This is a genomic window from Streptomyces sp. BB1-1-1 (assembly GCF_031597775.1).
Taxonomy (GTDB): Bacteria; Actinomycetota; Actinomycetes; order Streptomycetales; family Streptomycetaceae; genus Streptomyces; species Streptomyces thinghirensis.
Genome location: NZ_CP134203.1, coordinates 982,195 through 1,008,143 on the forward strand (window position 1 = coordinate 982,195; position 25,949 = coordinate 1,008,143).

The 25,949-nt window shown below is 70.9% G+C and carries 18 protein-coding genes and 1 riboswitch; of the genes, 5 read left to right on the forward strand and 13 right to left on the reverse strand.

Annotated elements, in window-relative coordinates:
- Positions 1-202: 202 nt before the first annotated feature.
- The 4 genes from RI578_RS04485 to RI578_RS04500 form a co-directional block, all read right to left on the reverse strand.
- Positions 203-2,821 carry a PA14 domain-containing protein gene (locus tag RI578_RS04485; RefSeq protein WP_310869833.1) on the reverse strand — a complete coding sequence of 873 codons (2,619 nt, stop codon included), beginning with the start codon at positions 2,819-2,821 and terminating at the stop codon, positions 203-205.
- 177 nt (positions 2,822-2,998) lie between these two features.
- Complete coding sequence (gene glgC / locus RI578_RS04490) at positions 2,999-4,219, reverse strand: glucose-1-phosphate adenylyltransferase (RefSeq protein ID WP_310869834.1); 1,221 nt, start codon at positions 4,217-4,219, stop codon at positions 2,999-3,001.
- Between the two features lie 78 nt (positions 4,220-4,297).
- A complete protein-coding gene (glgA, locus tag RI578_RS04495) occupies positions 4,298-5,473 on the reverse strand; it encodes a glycogen synthase (protein WP_310869835.1) in 1,176 nt (391 codons plus the stop codon).
- Between the two features lie 38 nt (positions 5,474-5,511).
- Positions 5,512-6,294, reverse strand: a complete 783-nt coding sequence (locus tag RI578_RS04500) for a ferric iron reductase (RefSeq protein WP_310875661.1) — start codon at positions 6,292-6,294, stop codon at positions 5,512-5,514.
- 239 nt (positions 6,295-6,533) lie between these two features.
- Here RI578_RS04500 and RI578_RS04505 point away from each other — a divergent pair, with 239 nt between their 5' ends.
- Positions 6,534-7,721 (forward strand): DMT family transporter, encoded by a 1,188-nt coding sequence (locus tag RI578_RS04505; RefSeq protein ID WP_310869836.1) that lies wholly within the window; start codon positions 6,534-6,536, stop codon positions 7,719-7,721.
- On the opposite strand, the gene RI578_RS04510 is transcribed toward RI578_RS04505, so the two are convergent.
- Positions 7,711-8,988, reverse strand: a complete 1,278-nt coding sequence (locus RI578_RS04510) for a transglycosylase family protein (RefSeq protein ID WP_310869837.1) — start codon at positions 8,986-8,988, stop codon at positions 7,711-7,713. The two genes, RI578_RS04505 and RI578_RS04510, sit on opposite strands and share 11 nt — an antisense overlap.
- Before the next feature lie 327 nt (positions 8,989-9,315).
- Here RI578_RS04510 and gndA point away from each other — a divergent pair, with 327 nt between their 5' ends.
- Entirely contained in the window at positions 9,316-10,755 is a 1,440-nt protein-coding gene (gene gndA, locus RI578_RS04515) for an NADP-dependent phosphogluconate dehydrogenase (RefSeq protein WP_310869838.1), read from the forward strand.
- Positions 10,756-11,316: 561 nt separating this feature from the next.
- On the opposite strand, the gene RI578_RS04520 is transcribed toward gndA, so the two are convergent.
- The 8 genes from RI578_RS04520 to RI578_RS04555 all read right to left on the reverse strand — a co-directional run bounded on the left by RI578_RS04520 (position 11,317) and on the right by RI578_RS04555 (position 18,964).
- Complete coding sequence (locus RI578_RS04520; protein WP_310869839.1) at positions 11,317-12,024, reverse strand: aspartate/glutamate racemase family protein; 708 nt, start codon at positions 12,022-12,024, stop codon at positions 11,317-11,319.
- Positions 12,025-12,071: 47 nt separating this feature from the next.
- A complete protein-coding gene (locus RI578_RS04525; protein ID WP_310869840.1) occupies positions 12,072-12,416 on the reverse strand; it encodes a GNAT family N-acetyltransferase in 345 nt (114 codons plus the stop codon).
- Positions 12,417-12,457: 41 nt separating this feature from the next.
- Complete coding sequence (gene panD, locus RI578_RS04530) at positions 12,458-12,877, reverse strand: aspartate 1-decarboxylase (protein ID WP_310869841.1); 420 nt, start codon at positions 12,875-12,877, stop codon at positions 12,458-12,460.
- Positions 12,878-13,021: 144 nt separating this feature from the next.
- Complete coding sequence (locus RI578_RS04535) at positions 13,022-13,810, reverse strand: DJ-1/PfpI family protein (RefSeq protein ID WP_310869842.1); 789 nt, start codon at positions 13,808-13,810, stop codon at positions 13,022-13,024.
- Positions 13,811-13,936: 126 nt separating this feature from the next.
- Positions 13,937-14,962, reverse strand: a complete 1,026-nt coding sequence (locus RI578_RS04540; protein WP_310869843.1) for an ABC transporter substrate-binding protein — start codon at positions 14,960-14,962, stop codon at positions 13,937-13,939.
- A gap of 40 nt (positions 14,963-15,002) precedes the next feature.
- On the reverse strand, positions 15,003-15,776 hold the full coding sequence (locus tag RI578_RS04545; RefSeq protein WP_310869844.1) for an ABC transporter ATP-binding protein: 774 nt from the start codon (positions 15,774-15,776) through the stop codon (positions 15,003-15,005).
- Positions 15,776-16,879 (reverse strand): FecCD family ABC transporter permease, encoded by a 1,104-nt coding sequence (locus RI578_RS04550; protein ID WP_399059453.1) that lies wholly within the window; start codon positions 16,877-16,879, stop codon positions 15,776-15,778. Before RI578_RS04550 ends, RI578_RS04545 begins: the two co-directional genes overlap by 1 nt.
- 101 nt (positions 16,880-16,980) lie before the next feature.
- Positions 16,981-17,112: riboswitch (cobalamin riboswitch) on the reverse strand.
- A gap of 130 nt (positions 17,113-17,242) precedes the next feature.
- Positions 17,243-18,964: a carbohydrate-binding module family 20 domain-containing protein gene (locus RI578_RS04555; protein WP_310869846.1), complete on the reverse strand. Its 1,722-nt coding sequence runs from the start codon at positions 18,962-18,964 to the stop codon at positions 17,243-17,245.
- 300 nt (positions 18,965-19,264) lie between these two features.
- Here RI578_RS04555 and RI578_RS04560 point away from each other — a divergent pair, with 300 nt between their 5' ends.
- The 3 genes from RI578_RS04560 to RI578_RS04570 all read left to right on the forward strand — a co-directional run bounded on the left by RI578_RS04560 (position 19,265) and on the right by RI578_RS04570 (position 25,928).
- On the forward strand, positions 19,265-20,221 hold the full coding sequence (locus RI578_RS04560) for an endonuclease/exonuclease/phosphatase family protein (protein WP_399059455.1): 957 nt from the start codon (positions 19,265-19,267) through the stop codon (positions 20,219-20,221).
- A gap of 86 nt (positions 20,222-20,307) precedes the next feature.
- A complete protein-coding gene (locus tag RI578_RS04565; protein WP_310869847.1) occupies positions 20,308-21,318 on the forward strand; it encodes a LacI family DNA-binding transcriptional regulator in 1,011 nt (336 codons plus the stop codon).
- Positions 21,319-21,638: 320 nt separating this feature from the next.
- Positions 21,639-25,928: a discoidin domain-containing protein gene (locus RI578_RS04570; protein ID WP_310869848.1), complete on the forward strand. Its 4,290-nt coding sequence runs from the start codon at positions 21,639-21,641 to the stop codon at positions 25,926-25,928.
- The last annotated feature ends 21 nt before the right edge of the window (positions 25,929-25,949 follow it).

Below are 25,949 nucleotides of genomic sequence, written 5' to 3' on the forward strand. Positions count from 1 at the left end.
AGTACGATCAAGCTACGCACAGTTAACAGCAGATTAAAGTCCCGCCCCCGACGGCAGGGGCGGGACTCCAGGGACTCATGGGGCGTCTGAGGTCAGGTCAGCGGAGGTGGCGCCGCCTGCGGTGACGTTCCCCACCCGGACGGGTGCGGGCCGACCGTGGACCGAGCGCGCCGGTCCACGGCCTGTCCGTACCGGCCGCCGCTCAGGCGGTCGGGCATCCCGCGGGGGTGGGCCGGGACGCGTCGTGGATCAGGGCCTCGTGGGCCGCCTTCACCCGCTCGACGTCCGGCTTGAGGACCTTGCGGTCGTAGGTCGTCAGGCCGTTCAGCTCGCCCTCGACGTCCGAGATCTGGGTGTAGACCGCGCCGTTGCTGCCCCGGCAGACCAGGGCGCGCACCTCGTCGAGCTTGGTGAGGTAGTCGTCGGTGTACGTCTGCGGGTCGACGTCGACGTACGACTGCTGCACCGACCAGGCGTGTCCGGGCACCGCGAGACCGAGGCCGCCGTACTCGCCGGTGACCAGGGCGCGTTCGCCGTCCGGGGAGGGCGGCAGGGCGGGACTCGGATAGCCGTGCTCGTCCATGATGTCGCCGGCGCCGCCGTCGGCCCCGAGGTTCAGGCCGGACTGGTTGTTGACGAGGCGGGTCGGGTCCCAGGCCTTGGCCTGCTCGGCGACGCGCTTGATGTCGTACTGGCCCCAGCCCTCGTTGAAGGTGACCCACATGATGATCGACGGGTGGCTGACGTGTTCGTCGATCATCTCCTTCATCTCGCGCTCGAACTCGGCCCGGGAGGCGGCGTTCGGATTCACCCCCGGAGTCATGGAGGGCATGTCCTGCCACACCATCAGGCCCAGCTTGTCGGCCCAGTAGAACCAGCGGTCCGGCTCGACCTTGATGTGTTTGCGCACGGAGTTGAAGCCGAGCTGCTTGTGCAGCTTCAGGTCGTGCGCGAGGGCCTCGTCGGTGGGCGCGGTGTGCAGGCCGTCCGGCCAGAAGCCCTGGTCGAGGGTGGCCATCATGAACACCGGTTCACCGTTGAGGACCGTGCGCGGAACGCCGTTCACCTTCTCGACGGCGATCGAGCGCATCCCGAAGTAGCTGTCGACGCGGTCGCGGCCGACGGTGACCTTCAGGTCGTAGAGGAAGGGGTCGTCGGGCGACCACAGGCGCGGGTCGTGGATCCTCAGGGTCAGCGGCTCGCCGGTGCGTCCGCTCGCCGTGGCGACCCTGCGGTGTCCGGCGTACGCCGTCGCCTCGACCCGTACGCCGTCGCGCACGCCCTTCGGCTCGACGGTCAGCGTGCCCGCCGCCCCGTCGACGTGCGGGGTCAGCTTCAGGGAGTCGACGTGGTCCCGGGCGACCGGCTCCATCCAGACCGTCTGCCAGATGCCGGAGCTGGGCGTGTACCAGATGCCGCTCGGGTCCAGGCTTTGCTTGCCGACCGGCGGGTTCTCGCCGCCCCGCGCGTCGGTCGGGTCGTGGACGCCGACGATCAGCTCCTGGGTGCGGCCCGGCTTCAGCGCGTCGGTGACGTCGGCGCTGAACTTGTCGTACCCGCCCTTGTGGTCGGCGACCTTGGTGCCGTTGACGTAGACCTCGGACTGCCAGTCGACGGCGCCGAAGTTGAGCTTCAGCCGCTGCCCCGAGCCGATGTGCCAGTCGCGGGGCACGGTGAAGGTCCGGCGGTACCACATGCGGTCCTCGTGCCGCTGGATGCCGGAGAGCTGGGACTCCACCGGGTACGGGACGAGGATCCGCTCCTTGAGGTTCTTGCCGACCGGCGGCTGCTCGCCCGCCTCGGCGGCGGCGAACTGCCAGCGGCCGTTCAGGTTGCGCCAGGCGTCCCGCGTCAACTGCGGGCGCGGGTACTCCGGGTGGGCGTTGTCCGGGCCGACCTCTTCGGCCCAGTCGGTGCGCAGCTCGTAGGTGGACTTGTTGCCGCCGCTGCTCCAGAAGGCGTTGACAACGTTGCCTTCGGCGTCGGTGAGGCCGCCGTCCCCGTCGTAGCGGACGTCGGCGGTGCCGGGTGCGTCGCCGTTCTTGTTGCCGACGACGGGCTGGTCGAGGGCGACGAGGAGGGCGGTGGGGTCGGCGGGGTCGACCTCGGCCTCGCCCAGGGGCCACTTGGCGCCGCCGATCACCGCTTCGAGGTGGTCGGTGAGGCCGGCGGGGGCCGCGGCGAGAGGGCTCGGGAAGTCGAGCTTGAGGGTGCGGCCGGTGGCCTGGACGGTGGTCGCCGTCGCGCCGTCGTAGTCGAAGCCGTCCGGCAGGCGGAACGCCGACTGCGGGACCGGCTCCTTGCCGCCGCCGGGCTCGGTCCAGCGCAGGTGGAGGTTGGAGCCTCCGTAGTGCTCGAAGTACTCGAGCTTGACGTCGTAGGCCTGCCCTGCCGTCAGCTCGATGGGCCGGGAGGTCTGTTCGCGGTCCCAGTCGTCGACCCAGTGGTCGATGGCCGGTTCTCCGCCGATCCAGAGGCGGAAGCCGTTGTCGGCGGTGATCGAGAAGGTGTGGGCGCCGGTCTTCTCCGGCACCAGCTTGCCGGTCCAGCGGACGCTGACGTCGTCCGACTGCCCGGTGGCGAAGTTCAGCCGCGGCTCCAGGGTGTCGAAGTCGAGCTGCGGATCGAAGCCGGTGGCCTTGAGTTCGTGGAAGTCGAAGGCGCCGGGGGCGGACTGGGTGTAGTACTCGCCCTTCAGGCCGTGGATCTCCGCGGCGTCCTCGGCGGCCGCGGTCGCGTTCGGCACGGCGGCGAGTCCGGCGACGCCGAGTACGGCGGCGAGCAGTAATGCCAGTCGGTCTCTGAGTCGTTTGGTGCGCACTGACCCTCTCCTCGAGAACGGGTGGAAACGGGTGGTGGCCGATGGCTCAGGACATCGATGTCATACAACGATGTACAGCAGCGGTGCAGAGGCATGACAGCACGGATTCCGCTTGGCGTCCAGGGACATGACAACGGCCCCGGGCGCACCGCGCGACCCGGGGCCGTCACCCGCCCGTCACGGCACCCGCTGCCCCTTGCCCAGCGCGATCACGCCGCCCTTGGAGACGCTGTACAGCTCGGCGTCCCGCTCCGGGTTGACGCCGATCGTCGCGCCCGGCGGCACGTCCACGTTCTTGTCCAGCACCGCCCCGCGCACGACCGCGCCCCGGCCGATGTGCACGTTGTCGTGCAGCACCGAGCCCTGCACCACGGCTCCCGGGTCGACCACCACGCCCGGCGAGAGCACGGACCGGGTGACCTGTCCCCGGATCAGGCAGCCCGCGCTGATGATCGACTCGCTGGCGATGCCCCCGGCGTTGAAGCGGGCGGGCGAGAGCTGGGTGGAGTGGGTGTAGATCGGCCAGTCCCGGTTGTAGAGGTTGAAGGCGGGCCGCTCGGCGATCAGGTCCATGTGGGCGTCGTAGTAGGCGTCGAGCGTGCCGACGTCCCGCCAGTAGCCCTGGTCCCGGGTGGTCTCCCCCGGCACGTGGTTGGCGCTGAAGTCGTACAGCGCGGCCTCGCCCCGGTCGGTGAGCCCGGGCAGGATCGAGCCGCCCATGTCGTGCACGGAGTTCCCGTCCTCGGCGTCCCGGTGCAGGGCCTCGATGAGGGCCTTGGTGGTGAAGACGTAGTTGCCCATCGAGGCGAAGACGCATTCGGGGTCGTCGGCCAGTCCGGGCGGGTCGGCGGGCTTCTCCAGGAAGCCGGTGACGGTCTGGCCGTCGGAGCCCGGGGTGATCACGCCGAAGGACGGCGACTCGGCGCGCGGGACCCGTATCCCCGCCACGGTCACGCCGGCGCCGGACTCGATGTGCTGGGTGAGCATCTGGCGCGGGTCCATCCGGTACACGTGGTCGGCGCCGAAGACCGCGACGTACTCGGGCCGTTCGTCGTACACGAGGTTCAGGGACTGGAGGATCGCGTCGGCGCTGCCCAGGTACCAGCGCGGGCCCAGTCGCTGCTGGGCGGGGACGGGGGTGACGTAGTTGCCGAGCAGGCTGGACATCCGCCAGGTGGTGGTGATGTGGCGGTCCAGTGAGTGCGACTTGTACTGGGTGAGGACGCAGATCCGCAGGATGTCGCCGTTGACCAGGTTGGACAGCACGAAGTCGACCAGTCGGTACGTGCCGCCGAAGGTGACCGCGGGTTTGGCTCGGTCCGCGGTCAGGGGCATCAGACGTTTGCCCTCTCCGCCCGCCAGCACGATCCCGAGCACCGAAGGACCTCCACGACGCATGGCCGCTCCCCTCACCCTCGTTCACCCTCGGCTGCCCCGGGGCGGGGCGGCCTAAGCCTGCTTGACGGGCTCCTCGTACTACGCCTGCTTGAGGATCTCCTCGTAGAGCCGGACGGTGCGGCGGGCGACCGCGTCCCAGCCGAACTCGTCCACCGCGCGTTTCCGGCCCTCCTCGCCCATCCGCCGGGCGGTGTCCGGATCGCCGAGGACGGAGTCCAGTGCCCGGGCGAGGCCCGCCTCGAAGTCGTCGTCCCGGCTGCCGCTCCCGTCGTCGTCCTTGGGGACGAGCAGCCCCGTCGCGCCGTCCGCCACGACCTCGGGGATGCCGCCGACCCGGGAGGCGACCACGGGCGTACCGCAGGCCATCGCCTCCAGGTTGACGATGCCGAGGGGCTCGTACACCGAGGGGCAGACGAAGACCGCGGCGTGGGTCAGCAACTGGATCACCTCCGGGCGCGGCAGCATGCGCGGGATCCAGTGCACGCCCTCGCGGGCGCGGCTCAGCTCGGCGAAGAGGTCGCGGAACTCCTGGTCGATCTCGGGGGTGTCCGGGGCGCCGGCGCACAGCACGACCTGCGCGGCGGGGTCGATGTCCCGTACGGCGCGCAGCAGGTGGGGCACGCCCTTCTGGCGGGTGATGCGACCGACGAACAGGACGTACGGGCGGGAGCGGTCCAGGCCGATCCGGTCCAGCGCGTCGGTGCCGGGGTCGGGCCGGTAGAGGGTGGTGTCGATGCCGTTGTGCACGACGTGGACCCTGGAGGGGTCCAGCGCCGGGTAGCAGCCGAGGATGTCCTCGCGCATGGCGGCGGACACGGCTATCACCGCGTCGGCGGACTCGACCGCGGTGCGCTCGGCCCAGCCGGACAGGGCGTAACCGCCACCGAGTTGCTCGGCCTTCCAGGGGCGCAGGGGCTCCAGGGAGTGGGCGGTCACCACGTGCGGGATGCCGTGCAGCAGCTTGGCGAGGTGGCCGCCGAGACCCGCGTACCAGGTGTGGGAGTGGACCAGTTCGCGGCCTTCGAGGGCGGCGGCCATGGCGAGGTCCACGGAGAAGGTGCGCAGCGCGTCGTTGGCGCCGTCGAGCGCGGGCCAGGGTCGGTGGCGCAGCACGCCGTCGGTGCGGCCCTCGCCCCAGCAGTGCACGTCCAGGTCGACGATGCGGGCGAGTTCCCGGGCGAGGAACTCGACGTGGACGCCCGCGCCGCCGTACACGTCCGGCGGGTACTCCCGGGTCAGCAGTCCCACACGCACCCGGAACCTCCCGTGCTCGGCGGCTGGTCCCCTCATGGTCACCCAGACGGGGCGCCTGGGGAAGAGCGCCGGGGCTGCGGGGATCGAGGAGGGTGGGAGAAGCAGCAGTCGCCGCAGACACCCGCGCCGGGCACCCGGTAGTACAGACAGCAACTGCGCCGCCGGAAGCCGTTGCCGGTGAGGGTGCCGGTCCCGGCCAGCAGGGGGTGGGCCATCAGGCCGGCGGTGAGCGAGCGGGCGCGGGCGGCGGCGTCGGCCCGGCCGTGGCGCCGGGACCAGCGGTCCAGTTCCCGGCCGGCGCCCGCCAGCGCGGACGCCGCGTTGCCCCACAACAGACCGGTCGCGACGCGGTACCGGGCGTGCAGGGCCGCCGTCAGTGGTGCCAGGTGGCCGTCGAGCACGACCTCCGCGATCGTGCCGGCGTCGCCCGGCAGGCGCTTCACCCCGGCGAGCCACAGGTCGTCGGGGGCGCCGGCGTCGGGGTCCCAGTGCAGCAGGCGCGGAGCGAGGTCGGGGACGCCGCCGTAGAGGACGGCGCATCCGAGCGTCACCGACCACAGGCGGGCCGCCAGCCCCTGCTGGGCCACGGAGGCGGCGACGCGGATCTCGGGGGCACGGAGTGCGGCGGCGACCTTCCGGACGCGGAAGGCGAGCGGGTCCTCCCGAGCCGGTAGGTGAACGTCCGGCGTCGCAGCTCCGTATACCGGTGCGTAGGCGTGTGCGAGGGTGGGAAGAGGCCGGGGCGGCGACGGCCGCGAGGCACGTAGGACGAAGAAACCGCCGAGCGGGCGGAGTGCGGTGAGGCCGGGGTCGAAGTCCACGTCGAGGTCCACGGAGAGCAGTAGTATCAAGGCCCCTAGGGGCCTGGGTAAGGGGTCCCGTCCCTCGGTCGCCCACCCTGGGGAGGACGGCGCCGCCGTCGTACTCCATCGGCAGTAGGACCCAATGAGTGCTCAGGGACGACGACGGGAAGACCCTGAGACGGCATCGTGTTGTCCATGGAAGACGACCGTTCGCCGCGCCGGGCCCAGGGCCCCCGCCTCACGCAGAGGAGCAGCCGATGAGCGCCCTCGCGCTGTCCGTGCTGCTGTCGCTCGTCTCCGCCGTGGCGTACGCGGGCGGAGCGATCGTGCAGGAGCGGGTCGCGGCGTCCTCTCCGGGTGCTCAGTACGCTCCACTGCGCCGGCCCGGCTGGTGGGCGGCGGTCGGACTCAACGGCCTCGGCGGCCTGTTGCACGTGGTGGCGCTCGCCCTCGGCCCGCTGAGCCTGGTGCAGCCGCTGGGCGCGCTCACCATCGTGTTCGCGCTGCCCATGGCGGCGTTGTTCGTGGGCCGCAAGGCCGGTGCGACGGCATGGCGGGGCGCGCTCATGGCGACGGTCGGTCTCGCGGGGCTGCTGTCCCTGGTCGGCGCGTCCGACGCGCAGTCGCTGGACACGGGGCAGCGGGTCGGGGCGGCCGTCGTCACCGGCGCTGTGGTCGTGGCGCTGATGATCGCCGGCCGGGCCGCGCACCGGCACCCGGCGGTCCGCAGCATCCTGCTGGCGACGGCGTCCGGCATAGCCTTCGGTATGTCCTCGGTCTTCACCAAGACGGTCGCGGTCGACTGGTCCGGCGGGATGTCGGCCGCCGACGTGCCGTCCCTCGCCGTGATCGGTGTGCTCGCCACGGCGGGCATGCTGCTGTCGCAGGCCTCCTACCGGGGCGCCGGTCTCGCGGCCCCGCTGGCCACGCTGACGGTCGTGAACCCGGTGGTGGCCGCGGTGGTCGGCATCACGATGTTCGGCGAAACCTTCCGCTACGGGACGACGGGCACCGCGCTGGCCCTGAGCTGCGGTGTGGTGGCCGCGGGCGGGCTGATCCTGCTGACGACGGAGCGGATCGCGCGGGAGTCCGCCGAGGAGGTCGCGGCCGTTCCGGCGGCGACCGAGTCCGCCGGGCCCGCGGCGGTGCCGGCCCGGGAGGCCGGGGAGGTCCAGGAGATTCGGGATGCCCGGGAGATTCGGGACGGAGACGGGACGCGGGTCGCCCCGCTGCCCGACAAGGTCTTCCTGCCCTCCCCGATGTCACCGGCGGCCCCCGACAGCGTCCCCGCCGAGGAGAGGTACGAGGACAGGTACGGGGACAGATACGGGGACCGGGAACCGGCGGAGAGCGACGACACGCCGCTCTCCTACGGCCCCTTCTACGGCGGTCCGTTCGTACCGCCGCCCGTTCTCAGCCGGAAACGGGTGCGGATCAGATCCTGACGCCGCCGGCCCGCAGATACGCCACCGGGTCGACGTCGGAACCGAAGCCGGGCCCCGTCCGCACCTCGAAGTGCAGATGCGGGCCCGTGCTGTTGCCGGTGGAGCCCGAGCGGCCGATGCGCTGGCCGGCGCCGACCGACTGACCGTCCTTCACCGAGATCGCCGAGAGGTGCGCGTACTGGGAGTAGCGGCCGTCGCTGTGCCGTACGACCACCTCGTACCCGTAGGAGCCACCCCAGCCCGCGCTGACGACCCGGCCCTCCGCGACCGACTTGACCGAGGTGCCGGTGGGGACGGGGAAGTCGACGCCGGTGTGATAGCCCTTCGACCAGGAAGAGCCCGCCTGGTGGTACGGCGTGCCGGTGGAGGCGTCGACGGGCGCGACGACGCCTTGGCGGGTGGTGGCCTTGTCGGCCTTGCTCGCTGCCTTGTCGGCCCTGTCCGCCTTCTCCTTCTTGCCCTGCCCGCCCTGCTTCTCCTTGCCGCTGTCCGGGGCCGACTTCTTCGGCTGCTTCTGCTTCTGTTTCTGCTCCTGCTTCTGCTTCTGTTTCTGCCGCGGCTCGGTCGCCGTCGCCTCGCCGCGCACCGCCAGGCGCTGGCCCGGCAGGATCAGGTCGGGGTCCGTTCCGATCGCGGCGCGGTTGGCTTCGTACAGCCCCCGCCAGCCGCCCCGGACCTGCTGGGTGTCGGCGATGCCGGACAGGGTGTCGCCGGTGACCACCGTGTACATCCTGGCCTTGCCGGCCCGGGACTGCGGGGTGATCTGGGGCTGGACGTCCTGCACCGAGTCGGACTTCCCGGCGGACCTTTCGGTGGACTTCTTGGCGGTCCGTTCCGGACTCTTCCCGGTTCCCGCGCCTCCGGCCGGGCGAATGTCCGGGGCGTCACCGCCCCGGGACAGTCCGGCGCGCTCCGAGCACACCGGCCAGGCGCCGGGGCCCTGCCCGTCGAGCACCTTCTCGGCGATGGCGATCTGCTGGTCCTTGGTGGCCAGATCCGCACGCGGGGCGTACTCGGTGCCGCCGAACGCCTCCCAGGTGGACTGGGTGAACTGCAACCCGCCGTAGTAGCCGTTGCCGGTGTTGATGTCCCAGTCGTTGGTGGATTCGCAGGCGGCGACCTTGTCCCAGGTCTCCACGTCGGCCGCCTGCGCGGTGCCGGTACCCATGAGCGGGAGCGCCAGTCCCGCGCCACCCGCGGTGACGGTCAGTGACGCGCGGTTGATCCTGTTCGGCTGATACCGGCGGTGCCGGCCGCGTACGGCCATGGAGTCCCCCTCGACATTGCGTCAGGAGTGGCAAAAGTAAGCGCCGCTAACAGGCCATGACAAGACGGCAATCGGCCGGTTGGTCACGCCAAGTGGCCAAGAACGGGTGGCCGTTGGCCGGATGCGTCGACCGCGCGCTGAGGCACCGGGCCCATCCGGTGCGTACTGAAGTCCGCCGGACCAGAAAGTGCGACCCGAGTACCGGCACGTCAGGATGGTCGAGCGGACAGACCGGCAATACTGGCGGGCATCACGGCACCACGGACACAGGGCACCACAGACACAGGGCACCACAGACAGACATCAAGGTCACTAGGAGCCAACCCAATGAGCACTACAGCGCAGATCGGCGTCACGGGTCTCGCGGTCATGGGCCGCAACCTCGCCCGCAACTTCGCCCGCAACGGTTACACGGTCGCGGTGCACAACCGGACGGCGTCCCGCACGCACGCGCTGGTGGAGGAGTTCGGGAGCGAGGGCGACTTCGTCGCGACCGAGACCGCCAAGGAGTTCGTGGCGGCGCTGGAGCGGCCCCGACGCCTGGTGATCATGGTGAAGGCCGGTGACCCGACGGATGCGGTGATCCAGGAGTTCGCCCCCCTGCTGGAGCCCGGCGACATGATCATCGACGGGGGCAACGCCCACTTCGCGGACAGCCGCCGCCGGGAACGCGAACTGCGCGAGCAGGGCATCCACTTCGTCGGCACCGGCATCTCGGGCGGCGAGGAGGGGGCGCTGAACGGCCCGAGCATCATGCCGGGTGGCTCGAAGGAGTCGTACGACTCGCTCGGCCCGATGCTGGAGAAGATCTCCGCGAAGGCGGCGGACGGGGCGCCCTGCGTGACGCACGTCGGCCCCGACGGCGCCGGGCACTTCGTGAAGATGGTCCACAACGGCATCGAGTACGCCGACATGCAGCTGATCGGCGAGGCGTACCAGCTGCTGCGCGACGTCGCCGGGTACTCCCCCGCGCAGATCGCCGACATCTTCCGCACCTGGAACACCGGTCGCCTGGACTCCTACCTGATCGAGATCACCGCCGAGGTGCTGTCGCACGTGGACGCGGCGACGGGCAGGCCGTTCGTCGACGTGGTGGTCGACCAGGCGGAGCAGAAGGGCACGGGCCGCTGGACGGTGCAGATCGCGCTGGACCTGGGCGTGCCGGTGTCCGGCATCGCGGAGGCCGTCTTCGCCCGGTCGCTGTCCGGGCACGCGGCGCTGCGGGAGGCCTCGCGCGGGCTGGCGGGGCCGAAGGCGTCGGCGCTCGGCGAGTCGGAGGCGGCCGCCTTCGCCGACCGCGTCGAGCAGGCGCTGTACGCGTCGAAGATCGTGTCGTACACACAGGGCTTCCACGAGGTCGCGGCGGGCAGCGAGGAGTACGGCTGGGACATCGACCTGGGCGCGGTCTCCGCGATCTGGCGCGGCGGCTGCATCATCCGCGCGGCCTTCCTGGACCGCATCCGCGCCGCCTACGACGCCCGGGCGGATCTGCCGAGCCTGCTGTCGGACGAGACGTTCGCGCAGGAGATCGCCGACGCGCAGGACGACTGGCGCGAGGTCCTGGTCGCCGCGACCCGGCAGGGCGTGCCGACGCCCGGCTTCGCCGCGGCCCTCGCCTACTACGACGCCCTGCGCGCGGAGCGGCTGCCGGCCGCGCTGACGCAGGGGCAGCGGGACTTCTTCGGGGCGCACACGTACCGGCGGACCGACCGGGACGGCGCGTTCCACACGCTGTGGGGCGGGGACCGGTCGGAGGTCACCGCGTAGTCGTACGTGGTGCGTAGTGCCTGATGGGAGGGGCGGCGGGCGAGGACGACGGGCGACGGGCGGTACGGTCGCCACCCGGCACGTCCGCCGCCCGTCGCCCACCGCCCACCGCCCGCCGGCCCCAGTGCCTGCCCTACGTGTCTGCGGGGGTCGGCCTGTGGCTCAGGTGAGCGGTGGGCCCGGCTCCGGGCTGGGCACCGGCTCCGGTCCCGGCGGGATCGGCGACGGGGAGGGCTCGGGCGGGCCCGGGGGCGGTGGCGTCGGCTGCGGTCCGGGGCCCGGAGGCTGAGGTGTGGGTTCGGGGCCGGGACCCGGGGGCGGCGGGGGTGTCGGCTCCGGACCGGGGCCGGGGCCGGGATGCGGGGGCGCCGGGGCGGGACCCGGGGACGGCACCGGGTCGGGGTGCGGCTGTGGCTCCGGGTCCGGACCGGGAGCGGGTCCCGGGGTGGGCCCTGGCGGGACGGGATCCGGATACGGGTTCGTCATGGCGCTGTCCTCCGGCCAGTCGGTCGACGTCGGCTCTGGACTTGTCCCCCGCCTACCCGACGGCCGCCTCCCCACTCACTCCCCCGCGTGAACGGCCGGACCCGGGTGGCCCACCGCGCCGGATGACAGGGGCGTCGGCGAGCGCCGTACGCGGCGTGCCGCCGCCGCCCCGGCGGCCAGTCCCGGCGCGGGGCTGGCCAGCACCGGGACAGTGGCCCTGGTCAGTTCACGGGCCGGTGCCATGGAAGCCTGGGCCAGGACGATCGCGTCGGCATCCGGGACGACGTCGGCCGCTTCCGCCACCAGGCGCAGGTAGCCCTCGGTGTCGCCGCCCTCGAACCGCGGCCAGGCACCGTCGACCAGGAGGGTCCGCACCTCGACGGGGCGGCCGGAGCGCCGGGCCTCCTCGCCGATCAGTGCCGCGGTCGGCGCGAGCGTGCTGTCCAGGGCGGCGAGGACGACGACGCGCGGACCCGCGGCCACTGCGGCGGCGGCCATCGGCCGGTCGACCCGCAGCACCGGTACCCCGGCCCCGTCGGCGGCCGCCTCGGCGACACCGCCGATGGTCGAGCAGGTGCACAGCACGGCCCGCGCCCCCTCGGCGACGGCCTGCCGCAGCACGACCAGCACGGCGTCCGTCACGGCCTCCGGCCCCTCGCGGCGCGCCCGTTCCAGCAGCTCGGCGTCGACGTGATGCCGCAGCTCCAGCCCCGGGTGCGCCTCGTCACGCAGGGCGTCGAAGACGGGGACGTGCACGGGCGAGGTGTGCAGCAGCGCCAGCACGGACGCCCCTTCGTCGCAGGTCCTCGTGATCTTCGGGAATCCTCGGTTCAGAACCGCTCGGGATGCGCCAGGAGCCACTCCTTCGCCGCGCGCAGCAGCTCGGGGTCGGTCGCGGGCGCCTCGTCCGGGTGGCGCTCGGCCCACTTCACCACGTACGGACACAGCGGGGCGACGGCGACGCCCTCGCCCCGCGCGACGGCGTACAGCTCACGGGCGAGCGAGCCCGCGATGCCCTGGCCCTCGTGGGCCGGCTCGACGACGGTGTGCACGGGGACGAGGGCGCGCTCGGGGGCGTCCAGGACGAAGTACTCGATTCGTCCGACGACCTCGCCGCCCGCGACCGCCTCCAGACGGCCCGCCGCCCGGTCCTCACGGATCTCGATGTCGCTCACGGCCACGCTCCTCGTCCGCGCAGGTTGGTTACGTCGTTTCGTCAGGCGGACACGGCCTGCGGGCTGCGCTCCTGGTCGGAGCCCGGCGCCGGCTCGGACGCGTCGGCGCCCAGGGCGACGATACGGTTGTCGCCGTCCACGTGCACGACCCGCGGCCGCAGCGACCGCGCCTCGGCGTCGGTGACCTGGGCGTAGCTGATGAGGATCACCAGGTCGCCGGGGTGGACGAGGTGCGCCGCGGCCCCGTTGATCCCGATCACGCCGGAACCCCGCTCGCCCTCGATGACGTACGTCTCCAGCCGGGCACCGTTGGTGACGTCCACGATGTGCACGAGCTCACCGGGCAGCAGATCGGCGGCGTCGAGCAGATCGGCGTCGATGGTCACCGAGCCGACGTAGTGCAGGTCGGCCTGGGTGACGGTGGCGCGGTGGATCTTGGACTTGAACATGGTGCGCAGCATGTCGGACTCCTGGAAGACGGCTCCCTGCCTGCTTGCTGCAGGTCAAGGGCGTTCTTCACTCTACAACGGGACGCCTGGGCCCGGAGATCGTTCGAGAGATCGGACTTGGGACGGTCGTTCCCCCTTGGTGACCCAAGGGGTGACCTACGTCGCCGCGTCCGCGAGCAGGCGCAGCGCCAACCGTTGCAGTTCGGGGCTCGCGTTCTCGGGGCTGCCGGTGTCGAACGGCGGGTCGGGATCGTATTCCACGGCGAGTTGCATGGCCCGGCCCACCTGGTCGCCCGCCAGTCGCGCGGCCAGGTGCAGTCCCATGTCGATGCCGGCCGAGACCCCGGCGGCGGTCACGATCTTCCCGGCTTCGACGAAGCGCCCCGGGGTGTAGACGGCGCCCACCTCCGCCAAATAGGGGCGAGAGGCCCAGTAGGTGGTGGCGGGCAGGCCTCGCAGCAGACCGGCCGCGCCGAGGATCAACGACCCCGTGCACACGGAAGTGGTCCATACCGTCCGGCGGTGAATGTGACGTATCCAGTCGAGGACCGCGGGATTGGCCATCGTCGCCGTGGTCCCGCGCTGTCCCCCACCCGGCACGAGCAGGATCTCGGCCCGCGTGACGCTCTCCAGGGAACGCTCGGCCACCAGGCTCAGCTCGCCGGTGTCGGTACGGACTCGTCCCGCCCTCTCGGCCACGGTCGTCACCGTCACTCCCGGCACCCGGCACAGCACCTCGTACGGTCCGACCGCGTCGAGAGCGGTGAAGCCGTCGTACAGCAGCACCGCGACCCGTACCTCCCCCTCCTCTCCCGCCATGTCCTCCCGTGCCGCCGGTTCGGCCCGCGCCGACGACGCTCCGCCGGCCGTCACCAGCCCCGCGCCGATACCACCCGCCACCACTGTCCGCAGTAACCGACGACGATCACGGTCTGTCTCCGCCATCTCCGACTCCCTGTCTTGAGACGCGCCCCCGGCGGGGCGCCGACGAACAAGCAGTCGCCGCGCGCCGCCGACGAGTTCCCGACGGCGCGCACCCTCTTCTCCAGGCTTCTCCAGGGGCGGTCCCGTTCAGGAGCCGAGGCCGCTCAGGTCCGCCGCGAGTGAGCTGATGGCCGCGGGGTTGCGCGGGCTCTCGACGAGGTCGACGTAGTCGAGAACGACGATCCGGTCGTTCTTGACCGGGGACACGTTCGCGAGCGGCTTGTAGGACTTGAGGAACTTCCGCTTCTGTTCCGCGGTGATGTCCCCGTAGTCGTTGATCACGATGACCTCGGGGTCGCGGGCGACGACCGTCTCCCACCCCACGGTGGTCCAGCTGTCCTCGAGGTCCTTCATGATGTGGTCGCCGCCGGCCTTGGTGATGATGTCGTGCGGCCCCGCGAAGGCGCCGGAGGTGAGCGGTTTGTCCTCGCCGCTGTCGTAGAGGAACACCCGCGGCCGGTCGGCGCCCTTCGGGGTCTTCGCCTGTACTTCGGCCACCTGCTCGCGGAACGAGGTGACGAGGGTTTCGGCCCTGTCCTCGACGTCGAACACCTTGCCCAGGTTCCGCAGGTCCGTGTACAGCGCGTCGAGCGGCGACATCACGCCGCGGGCCTTGCCCTGTCCGTTGCGGCACGACTCGCTGAGCAGGTACGAGTCGATGCCCACGCGTTGCAGCGCGGCAGGCGTGAAACCCTCGCCTTCGTCGAAGCCGTAGTTCCAGCCCGCGAAGACCAGGTCGGCACGGGCGTCAAGGACCAGTTCCTTGTTGATCCGCTCCTTGGAGAGCCACTTGGTCTTCGCATAGCCGTCCTTCCACGGCACCGCCGTGAGGTCGCCCTTGTCGTCGGGCATGACGTATCCGGCCATGTGGTCCTCGAGGCCGAGGGCGAACATGATCTCGGTGATTCCCACGTCGTTGGTGACCACGCGCCGCGGAGCGCTGTCGAACGTCTTCTTCTCGCCGCAGTTCTCGACCGTGACGGGGTAGTGGCTGCCGGACGACGCCGTGGCGCCGTCTCCCTTCCCCTCCTCCCGCGAGACGTCTGCCCCGCAGCCGGTGACGGCGAGGGCCAGGGCGAAGGCAAAGGCGGCTGGGCGTGCGAGGTTGGGCATGGTGGCGGTGACTCCTTGGAGAACGGACCGGGAAGGCGGACTACGGGGAGGGGAGGCGGTCGAAGAGTAGTTGGACCGCGCCTGTCTCCGGGTGGGCGACACGGTGCGCCCGGACACCGAAGACGTCGGCCAGCAGGACGGGCGTGAGGACGTCGTGGGGGACGCCGGAAGCGACGATCCGCCCGCCGTCGATGACGTGGAGGAGATCGCAGTGGAGGGCGGCGAGGTTCAGGTCGTGCAGTGCCGTGAGCACGGTCAGCCCGCTGCCCCGTACCAGGGACAGCACCTCCAACTGCTGCGCGATGTCCAGGTGGTTGGTGGGCTCGTCCAGCACCAGTACCCGCGGCTGCTGAGCGAGTGCGCGGGCGATCAGGACCCGCTGCTTCTCACCGCCGGAGAGGGTGAGGAAGCCGCGGTCGGCCAGATGGCCGGCGCCGACTCCTTCCAGTGCGGCGGCACACGTCCGCCGGTCCTCGTCGGTCTCCCGGGCCACCGCACCCTGGCGCGGCAGCCTCCCCATGGCCACGACCTCGGCCACCGTGAAGTCGAACTCCGCGACCGCTTCCTGCGGGAGGGCGGCGAGCCGGCGCGCGCTTTCCCGCGTGCTCATGGTCAGGAGGTCGTCGCCGCCGAGACGGACCGCGCCGGCCGTGGGGCGCAGGGCCCGGTAGACGCATCGCAACAGGGTCGACTTACCGCTGCCGTTGGGCCCGACGAGTCCCACGACCTGGCCACTGCCCGCCCGCAGTGAGACGTCCTCCACCACGCGCGTCCCGGAGATCTCCACTGTGACGGTGTCGATGTCGACCTGCATCACACGCCTCCGAAGGTGTAGGTACGGCGGCGCATCAACAGGACGAAGCAGGGCACGCCGATCGCGGCGGTCAGTACGCCGAGCGGCAGCTCGGCCGGGGCGAGCACCACGCGCGACAGGATGTCCACCCAGATCAGCAGCACGGCACCGGCCGGCGGGGCCACGGCCAGCAGCCGGCGGTGGTCCGCCCCGACCAGCATCCGGGCGGCGTGCGGAACCATGAGGCCCACGAAGCCGATCGCCCCGCTGACCGCGACCACGGCCCCGGTGACGGCGGCGGCGGTGAGGAAGAGTTCCTTGCGCAGCCGCCCGGGGTCCACGCCCAGCGCGGCAGCGGTCTCGTCGCCCATGGCGAGGGCGTTCAGCCGCCGGGCCGACCAGCCGAGGTGGACGAGGCCGCCGAGCACGGCGCCCGCGGCGATGGGTACGGAGGACCAGCTCGCGCCGCCCAGGCTGCCGAGCAGCCACATCAGCGCCGAACGGGCCGCTTCACCGTGCTCGGCGGCGAACACCATGAACGTGGTGATGGCCGAGAACCCGTAGTACAACGCGGTACCGGTCAGCACGAGCCGGAGCGGCGTCAGCCCTCGCGGGGTCCGGGCGATCGCGTACACCAGCGTCATCGCGGCGAGCGCGGAGACGAACGCCGCCGTGGACAGCGCCCAGACACCGAGCGCGCCGAAGGCGCCGAAGATGAGCACGGCGTTGGCTCCGACGGCCGCGCCGGAGGAGATACCGAGGACGAACGGGTCCGCGAGCGCGTTGCGGACCATGGCCTGTACGGCGACACCGACCGCTGCCAGACCGGCGCCGACGACCGCGGCGAGCACGGCGCGGGGGAAGCGGAGTTCCCACACGATGGTGTAGGAGGAGACCTCGTCCGGTGCTATGGCCCCACCGGTCAGCCCCGCCCAGAGGTAGTGCAGCGCCTCACTCCACGAGAGTCCCGAGGCCCCGATGCCCGCACCGCAGGCCAGCGAGACGGGGAGCGCGACGCACAGGACGGTCATGAGCAGGGGCAACGAGACGCGCTTGGGTCGCGGGGGTCCGCTGCTCGTACGGTGGTGCGGTTCGACGGGTGTTCGGTCGCGGAGCGTGGCCACAGGCGGATCGCTTTCGCCTCGGGCCGTGCACCTGCGTGATCGAAGGAGCGGGCCCGGGCGCTGAGCGCCGTGCGCAGCACCTCTCGCAGTCCACGGCGATTGACAGGAGCTTCACCACCGCGGGTAATCGGGCTTGCGGAACCCTGTGCGGGGCTCCGCCTACCGTTGCGGGTCAGCGCCGGAATTCGACCGGACTTCCCCCGCGAGGCGCTTGCAGCTTAGCGCCTGTCCCACGCCTGCTCGGCACGGGGAAGGTACAGGGCGAGCGCCGACCGGTTCGGACATCGCGCTGCGGGCCGGATACTGCGGGCGTGGCCGCCCCGGTGAAGGAGGCGGGGGCGGCCACACGGCGCGCGGGCGGCGTCAGCCGCGCCAGGTGTCGTTGAGGGTGACCCTGGTGGAGGTGACGGTCGCGGTGCGGTTGGCGCCGCTTTCCCAGGTCACGTTCCCTGCCTCGTCCTTGCGGATGTACTTGTACTCGAAGGACGTGCCCTCGGGCAGCGCCACGTCCAGTTTCCACACGGGGTAGGCGGCCGGGTCGAGCTTGAGGGCGCTGCCCGGGTTCCAGTTGCCCAGTTCCGGCCTGTCGCCGGTCACGTGGATGTTCTGGCCCAGGACGGTGGGGGCGTCGACGGCGAAGGACACTCCGGAGGTCACCGGGTCGGGACCGGGAGCGGTGCCGCCGTCGCAGTTACGGGCGTTGACGTGCAGGGCCACGGCCGTGTGGGCGCCGAGGGTGGCGGTGAACCGGCCGGAGCCGTCGACGGTGACGCCCTTGCCGGACTGGACGTCGCAGTAGTCACCGGCGGGCAGCGACGTCTGGAACGTTCGGGTCAGCGAGGAGCCCTCGTGGTTGATGGCGACGTACGCCTTGGAGCCGCGCCCGAAGGCGATCCGGTCGCCGCCGTTGTCCCACCAGTCGGTCACCGCCTGGCCGCGGGCGGTGTTGCGGAAGTCGACCATGGAGGAGATCTCGCGCCAGGCGTGCTGGCACTGCCAGCCGTCGCTGTAGCAGGCGTTCACCTGGCCGCCGTTCGGCGGGCCCGCGTCGCGGTCGGTGAACTCGTAGCCGGAGTGGACGTCGGGGTTGCCGTACGGCCAGGCCAGCATGAAGACGTGGGCCAGGGTGTAGTGGGCACCGTCCTGGTAGCTGAGGGTCTCGCCGTTGCGTTCGGTGTCGTGGTTGGCGACGAAGACGTTGGACTTGTCCGAGGGCATGTGGCCCCAGGCTTCGCCGAAATTCTTCAGGTACGCGAGGTTCTCGCTGTTGAAGACGCGCTTGAGGTCGCGTCCGTAGCGGAACTCCTGGACGTCGCCGCTGCCGAGGTACTCGGTCGGGGACACCGCCTCGCCGGCGCCGTGGATGGCCTCGTGCTTCCAGTACACGTTCGGGTCGCTGAGGCGGGACTTGATGTCGGCCAGGTCGGCGGCGGCCATGTGCTTGGCCGCGTCGATCCGGAAGCCGTCGACGCCGAGTGACAGCAGGTCGTTGAGGTAGCCGGCGATCCTGCCCCGGACGTGGTCCTCGCCGGTGTCCAGGTCCGCGAGCCCGACCAGTTCGCACTCCTGGACGTTGAAGCGGTTGCGGTAGTCGTTGATCTGCGAGGTGCAGTTGTCGAAGTCGGGCGCCGAGTAGCTGCCCGGATAGTTGTACTTGGTGTACGACGAGCCGCCGGTTCCGGTGCCGTTCCCGGCCGACATGTGGTTGATGACCGAGTCGGCGACGACCTTCACACCCGCCGCGTGACACGTGTCGACCATGCTCTTGAACTGTCCGCGGTCGCCGAGGCGGCCCGCGATCCTGTAGCTGACCGGCTGGTAGGAGGTCCACCACTGTCCGCCCTGGATGTGCTCCTGCGGCGGGGAGACCTGGACGAAGCCGTAGCCGGCCGGGCCGAGGGTGTCGGTGCACGCCTTGGCGACCGAGCTGAACTTCCATTCGAACATCACCGCGGTGACGTCCTTGTCGCCGGGCGGCGAAGCCTGCGCCGGTACCGCGGTGGTGAGGAGGCCACCGGCCACGCCGGCGGTGAGTGCGAGCGCTGCGGCGGTGCCTCTTCGCGCTCTGCTGGTGCTCCCGTGCATGGAGTCTCCCGTGTGAGGATGCGGGTGTCCTGGATGCCGATCGATGGCTGACTGGGGAGTCGGCGCGCTCTTGCAATACGTTGCTGCAAGATGACTGCAAGGTGTTGCAGACGTGACCGTAAAGGCACTGTTCGGTGCCGGTCAAGCCTTCGGACGAGGCCGACTCCGGGGCATGACGTGGCGTCATTTCTGCAAATTTCCGCATCCTCTTGCAGCGGGGGAACGGTCGCGCCCGACCCCACTGGAACCCGATCCACCTGGTGCGGCGTCCTGACGAGCGAGGACGAGTGGACGGGAACCATGGTCGAACGAACGGAAGCGCGGGCCAGGTCGGCCTGGGCGCGGGGGCGAGTGCTCGCGGGGGCGGCGGTGCTGACGGCCGCCCTGCTGATGCTCCACGGGGTGGTCCCCAACGCGGTGGGCGGGCTGGGCAGTCTGCTGGAATCGTTCCTGCCGTGGCTCGGCCTGGTGGTCGTGGTGCTGCTCCCCCTCGCGCTGCTGCGCCGTTCGGCCGTCGCGCTGGTGGCGCTGCTCCTGCCGCTGGCGGCCTGGACGTATCTCTTCGGCGGCCTGCTCCTGCCCGCGCCGGAGCCCGGCGCCGCCGACCTGGTCGTGGTGCAGCACAACGTCAGCGACGAGAACACCGACCCCGCGGGCACGGCCCGTGCGCTGACCGACGCCGGGCCCGACCTCATCGCGCTCCAGGAGCTGGTGCCGCCGGCCCTCGATGTGTACGAGAGGACCCTCGCCCCGGACTACCCGTACCGGACGGTTCAGGGCACGGTCGGACTCTGGTCGAAGCACCCGCTCACCGGCGCCCGGCCGCTCGACATCAAGCCCCGGGGCATCACGGAGGAGTGGAACCGCGGCCTGCGGTCCTCGGTGCGCACGCCGCACGGCGAGATCGCCGTGTACGTCGCGCACCTGCCCTCGGTCCGCGTCGGGGCGAGCGGCCTCGCGTCGTCCTGGCGGGACGAGAGCGCCGGTCTGCTGGGGGACGCCGTCGCGGCCGAGCGACTGAGCCGGGTCCTCCTGCTGGGCGACCTCAACGGCACGGTCGACGACCGCGCGCTGGATCCGCTGACGACGCACCTGAACGTGGCCGAGCGGGGCGTCGCCCTCAGCTTCCCCGCCGCCTTCCCGGTGGCCCGGATCGACCAGGTCATGGCCCGCTCCGCGACCGTCGGCCACATCCGCACCCTCCCCGCCACCGGAAGCGATCATCTTCCGGTCGTCGCCCGGATCAGGATGGACTAAAAGAGGCATACACTTCGCATTCCGCGTACACCTCCCAATACGTCTGGAGAGCAAGCCGCTTACGGAGCTTGCGTTAGCCTTTCGCTGTGACGCGACGACTTGCTCAGGTGGCCAAGAAGGTTGGGGTCAGCGAGGCCACGGTCAGCCGGGTGCTCAATGGCAAGCCGGGGGTTTCCGAGGCGACCCGGCAGTCCGTGCTGAGCGCCTTGGACGTCCTGGGGTACGAGCGGCCGACGCAGTTGCGGGGTGAGCGCGCGCGGCTGGTGGGGCTGGTGCTGCCGGAGTTGCAGAACCCGATCTTTCCCGCGTTCGCCGAGGTCATCGGTGGCGCCCTCGCCCAGCAGGGGCTGACGCCGGTGCTGTGCACCCAGACCAAGGGCGGCGTCTCCGAGGCCGACTACGTCGAGCTGCTGCTGCAGCAGCAGGTGTCGGGGGTCGTCTTCGCGGGCGGCTTGTTCGCCCAGGCCGACGCCCCGCACGAGCACTACCGGCTGCTCGCGGAGCGCAACATCCCGGTGGTGCTGATCAACGCCTCCATCGAGAATCTCCACTTCCCGTGCATCGCCTGCGACGACGCCGTGGCCGTGGAGCAGTCCTGGCGTCACCTGGTCTCGCTCGGTCACGAGCGCATCGGCCTGGTGCTCGGCCCCTCCGACCACATCCCCTCCCGCAGGAAACTGGCCGCCGCCCAGGACGCCGCCCACGCCATGAACGCCGAGCTGCCCGAGGAGTTCGTCGAACGGGCCATGTTCTCCCTGGAGGGCGGCCAGGCAGCCGCCTCACGCCTGCTGGAGCGCGGCGTCACCGGCATCATCTGCGCCAGCGACCCCCTCGCCCTCGGCGCCGTCCGCGCCGCCCGCCGACGCGGACTCCACGTACCCCACGACATCTCCGTCGTCGGCTACGACGACTCCGCCTTCATGACCTGCACCGAACCCCCACTCACCACCGTCCGCCAACCCATCGAGGCCATGGGACGCGCCGCCGTCGACCTCCTCTGCGCACAGATCCAAGGCACCGAAGTCCCCCACGGCGAGCTGCTCTTCGAACCCGAACTCGTCGTCCGCGGCTCCACCGCACAGGCATCCGCCAAGTAACAGAACGTCGCTCACCCCGGATCCCTCGCCGCAAGTCTCTTGCGGGAAATGACAGTGGCTTGCGGCTACCCGACGCAGCCCGTGAAAGTCCCTGATCCGGGGCGCCAACCGGGGCTCTCCCGGTGACCACAGAGGACACTCCCCTGCGCACGGTGCTGAGATCGCCCTGCCTTCCCTGTGGACGACTCGACAGTTCTCTGCAACTCTCTGAGCGCTCAACGTAAATGACGGAGAACATTGAGTGTCTACCTGATGAGCGCATCCGACTGAGCCGTGCCTCGTGGCCATGCGGCGCGAGGCGGAGATCGGGGACAGAACAGATGAGAAACCGGAACTGGAGATCACGTGCGCTGTGCACCGTGGTCGCGACCAGTCTCCTGGCGTTGGGAGGACCGCTGCTGTCGGCCACGGCAGCGGGCGGCCCCAACATCGCCGTGGGAGACCCCACGGCGGCGAGCAGCTCGCACGGCGAGTACGGCGCCGCCAACATCACCGACGGCAACCAGGGTTCGTACTGGCAGAGCGGCGGCGCCAGCCTGCCCCAGTGGGTACAGACCGACCTCGGTGCCACCGAACGGATCGACGAGGTCGTCCTGCGACTGCCCGCCGGCTGGGAGAGCCGCGACCAGACACTCTCGGTCCAGGGCAGCGCCGACGGCACGAGCTTCAGCACGCTGAAGAGTTCCGCCACCTACGCCTTCAGCCCGGGGTCGGGCAACACGGTCACCGTGAGCTTCCCCGCCACCCGGACGCGGTTCGTGCGGATCGATGTCACGGCGAACACCGGGTGGCGGGCGGCCCAGCTGTCCGAGCTGGAAGTGCACGCGGCCGGGGAGGCGTCCACGAACCTCGCCGCCGGCCGCCGGCTGACGGCGAGCAGTTCCACGGGGGCGTACACGCCCGGGAACGGAAACGACGGGAACAAGGCCACCTACTGGGAGAGCACCAACAACGACCTGCCGCAGTGGCTCCAGGCCGACCTCGGCTCGTCCCGTCGGATCGACCGCGTCGTGCTGCGTCTGCCGGACGGCTGGCCGGCCCGCAGCCAGACCCTGAAGATCCAGAGCAGCGACAACGGCTCGGACTTCACCGACCTGACCGCCGCCGAGGCGCACACCTTCGACGCGGCGGGCGGCCAGTCGGCCACGATCACCTTCGACGCGACCACCGCGCGGTACGTGCGCGTCCTGGTGACGGCCAACACCGGTCAGCCCGCCGCCCAGGTCTCCGAGCTGGAGGTCTACGGCCCGGCGACCGGCGACACGCAGGCCCCGACCGCGCCCGCGAACCTCGCCTTCACCGAGCCGGCGACCGGTCAGGTCAGGCTGACCTGGAACGAGGCGACGGACGACACGGCCGTCACGGGCTACGACATCTACGCCAACGGCGACCTGCTGACCACGGTCGCGGGCGACGTCACCACCTACACCGACACCCGGCCGGCCGACGCGACGGTCACCTACCACGTGCGGGCCAAGGACGCGGCCGGCAACCAGTCGGGCAACAGCAACGCGGTCACCCGCCGCGCCGACACCGGTGACACGCAGGCGCCGACCGCGCCCGCGAACCTCGCCCTGACCGAGCCGGCCGCCGGTCAGATCAAGCTGACCTGGGACGCCTCGACGGACGACAAGGGCGTCACCGGCTACGACATATACGCCGACAACAAGCTGCGCAAGAGCGTCGCCGGTGACGTCACCACCTACACCGACACCCAGCCGGCGTCCGCGAACGTGACCTACTACGTGCGGGCGAAGGACGCGGCCGGCAACCAGTCGGGCAACAGCAACGCGGTGACCCGCACCGGCAGCGGAGGAGGGTCGAACCTGGCCGTCGGCAAGCCGATCAGCGCCTCGTCCTTCATCCACACCTACGCCGCCCAGAACGCCAACGACAACAGCACGTCGACCTACTGGGAGGGGGCGGCGGGCAGCTACCCGAACACGCTCACCCTCGAGCTGGGCGCCAACGCGGACGTCGACAGCGTCGTCCTCAAGCTCAACCCCGACACCAGCTGGTCCAAGCGCACCCAGAACATCCAGGTGCTCGGACGGGAGCAGGACGCGTCCGGCTTCACCACTCTGGTGGCCGCGAAGGACTACGTCTTCGACCCGGCGAGCGGCGGCAACAGCGTGACCGTACCCGTCGACGACCGGGTCGCCGACGTCCGGCTCAGCTTCACGTCCAACACCGGGGCGACGGCCGGGCAGATCGCCGAGTTCCAGGTCATCGGCGCCCCGGCGCCCAACCCCGACCTGGAGGTGACGAAGCTGACCACCTCGCCCGCCTCGCCCGTCGAGTCGGACGAGATCACCGTGTCCGCCACGGTCCGCAACAGCGGCCCGGCGAACGCCCCGGCCGGCACGGTCGCCCTGCGGCTGGGCGACACCGAGGTCGCCACCGCCGAGGTCGGCGCCCTGGAGGCCGGCGCGCAGAGCACGGTCAGCGCGTCCATCGGGGCACGCGAGGCCGGTTCCTACGAACTGAGCGCGGTCGCCGACGAGGCGAACGAGATCACCGAGCAGAACGAGACCAACAACACCTACACGCGGCCCGAACCGCTGGTGGTCAAGCCCGTCCAGAGCTCCGACCTGGTCGCCGCGACGGTCACCACCTCGCCCTCCAGCCCGGCCGCCGGTGACGACGTGACCTTCAAGGTCGCCCTGAAGAACCAGGGCACCCAGGACTCGGCGGGCGGCGGCCACGCGGTGACGCTCGCCCTGGTCGACTCCAAGGGCACCACGGTCAAGACCCTGACCGGCGCGCACTCCGGTGTCATCGCCGCCGGCACCACGGCCCCGGCCGTGAGCCTCGGCACCTGGAAGGCGGCCAACGGCTCGTACACCCTGAAGGTCACGGTCGCCGACGACGCGAACGAGCTGCCGGTCAAGCGGGAGAACAACACCTCCACACAGCCGCTGTTCGTCGGACGCGGCGCCAACATGCCGTACGACATGTACGAGGCGGAGGACGGCACCGTCGGCGGCGGCGCCAAGGTGGTCGGGCCGAACCGGACCATCGGCGACATCGCCGGCGAGGCGTCCGGCCGCGAGGCCGTGCACCTCGACGCCACCGGTGAGTACGTCGAGTTCACCACGAAGGCCGAGACCAACACCCTGGTGACCCGCTTCTCCATCCCGGACGCGCCGGGCGGCGGCGGCATCGACTCGACGATCAACGTGTACGTCGACGGCGTCATGAAGAAGGCGCTGCCGCTCACCTCGAAGTACGCCTGGCTGTACGGCAACGAGGCGGCGCCCGGCAACTCGCCCGGCGCGGGCGCGCCGCGTCACATCTACGACGAGGCCCACATCATGCTGGGCGAGACCGTCCCGGCGGGCAGCAGGATCCGGCTCCAGAAGGACGCCGCGAACACCACCGACTACGCGATCGACTTCGTCAACCTGGAGCAGGTCGCCCCGGTGGCCAACCCGGACCCGGCGGCGTACGCGGTGCCCACCGGATTCACGCACCAGGACGTGCAGAACGCGCTCGACCGGGTGCGCATGGACGCCTCCGGCAAGCTGCTCGGTGTGTACCTGCCGCCCGGCGACTACCAGACGTCCAGCAAGTTCCAGGTGTACGGCAAGGCGGTCAAGGTGGTGGGCGCCGGTCCGTGGTTCACCCAGTTCCACGCGCCCACGACGCAGGACAACACCGATGTCGGCTTCCGCGCCGACGCCACCGCGAAGGGCTCGTCCTTCTCGGACTTCGCCTACTTCGGCAACTACACGTCCCGCATCGACGGGCCGGGCAAGGTGTTCGACTTCTCCAACGTGTCGGACATCGTCATCGACAACATCTGGAACGAGCACATGGTGTGCCTCTACTGGGGCGCCAACACGGACCGGGTCACGATCAAGAACTCCCGGATCCGCAACATGTTCGCCGACGGCGTCAACATGACCAACGGTTCGACCGACAACCTCGTGTCCAACAACGACGCCAGGGCGACCGGTGACGACAGCTTCGCGCTGTTCTCCGCGATCGACGCGGGCGGCGCGGACATGAAGAACAACCTGTACGAGAACCTCACGACGACGCTGACCTGGCGCGCCGCGGGTCTCGCCGTCTACGGCGGCTACAACAACACCTTCCGCAACATCCACATCGCGGACACTTTGGTCTACTCGGGCATCACCATCAGCTCGCTGGACTTCGGGTATCCGATGAACGGCTTCGGGACGGATCCGACGACCTTCGAGAACATCTCGATCGTCCGGGCCGGCGGTCACTTCTGGGGGAACCAGACCTTCCCGGGCATCTGGGTGTTCTCGGCGTCCAAGGTGTTCCAGGGCATCCGGGTCAACAACGTCGACATCGTCGACCCGACCTACAGCGGGATCATGTTCCAGACGAACTACGTGGGAGGGCAGCCGCAGTTCCCGATCAAGGACACGGTCTTCACCGATGTCACCATCTCGGGCGCGCGCAAGAGCGGTGACGCGTTCGACGCCAAGTCCGGTTTCGGCCTCTGGGCCAATGAGATGCCCGAGGCGGGCCAGGGCCCGGCGGTCGGTGAGGTCGTCTTCAACGGGCTGAAGCTCAGCGACAACGCCGTGGACATACGCAACACGACGTCCACCTTCAAGATCATCAGAAACCCGTAGGCCGACGCCGGCACGGCGACG

What these genes read in the sequence shown, in the direction of transcription:
- glgC (WP_310869834.1), bottom strand. Translation starts at nt 4,219, where the DNA reads ATGCGTCGTGGAGGTCCTTCGGTGCTCGGGATCGTGCTGGCGGGCGGA.
- RI578_RS04505 (WP_310869836.1), top strand. Translation starts at nt 6,534, where the DNA reads ATGAGCGCCCTCGCGCTGTCCGTGCTGCTGTCGCTCGTCTCCGCCGTG.
- RI578_RS04510 (WP_310869837.1), bottom strand. Translation starts at nt 8,988, where the DNA reads ATGGCCGTACGCGGCCGGCACCGCCGGTATCAGCCGAACAGGATCAAC.
- gndA (WP_310869838.1), top strand. Translation starts at nt 9,316, where the DNA reads ATGAGCACTACAGCGCAGATCGGCGTCACGGGTCTCGCGGTCATGGGC.
- panD (WP_310869841.1), bottom strand. Translation starts at nt 12,877, where the DNA reads ATGCTGCGCACCATGTTCAAGTCCAAGATCCACCGCGCCACCGTCACC.
- RI578_RS04535 (WP_310869842.1), bottom strand. Translation starts at nt 13,810, where the DNA reads ATGGCGGAGACAGACCGTGATCGTCGTCGGTTACTGCGGACAGTGGTG.
- RI578_RS04540 (WP_310869843.1), bottom strand. Translation starts at nt 14,962, where the DNA reads ATGCCCAACCTCGCACGCCCAGCCGCCTTTGCCTTCGCCCTGGCCCTC.
- RI578_RS04545 (WP_310869844.1), bottom strand. Translation starts at nt 15,776, where the DNA reads ATGCAGGTCGACATCGACACCGTCACAGTGGAGATCTCCGGGACGCGC.
- RI578_RS04555 (WP_310869846.1), bottom strand. Translation starts at nt 18,964, where the DNA reads ATGCACGGGAGCACCAGCAGAGCGCGAAGAGGCACCGCCGCAGCGCTC.
- RI578_RS04560 (WP_399059455.1), top strand. Translation starts at nt 19,265, where the DNA reads ATGGTCGAACGAACGGAAGCGCGGGCCAGGTCGGCCTGGGCGCGGGGG.
- RI578_RS04570 (WP_310869848.1), top strand. Translation starts at nt 21,639, where the DNA reads ATGAGAAACCGGAACTGGAGATCACGTGCGCTGTGCACCGTGGTCGCG.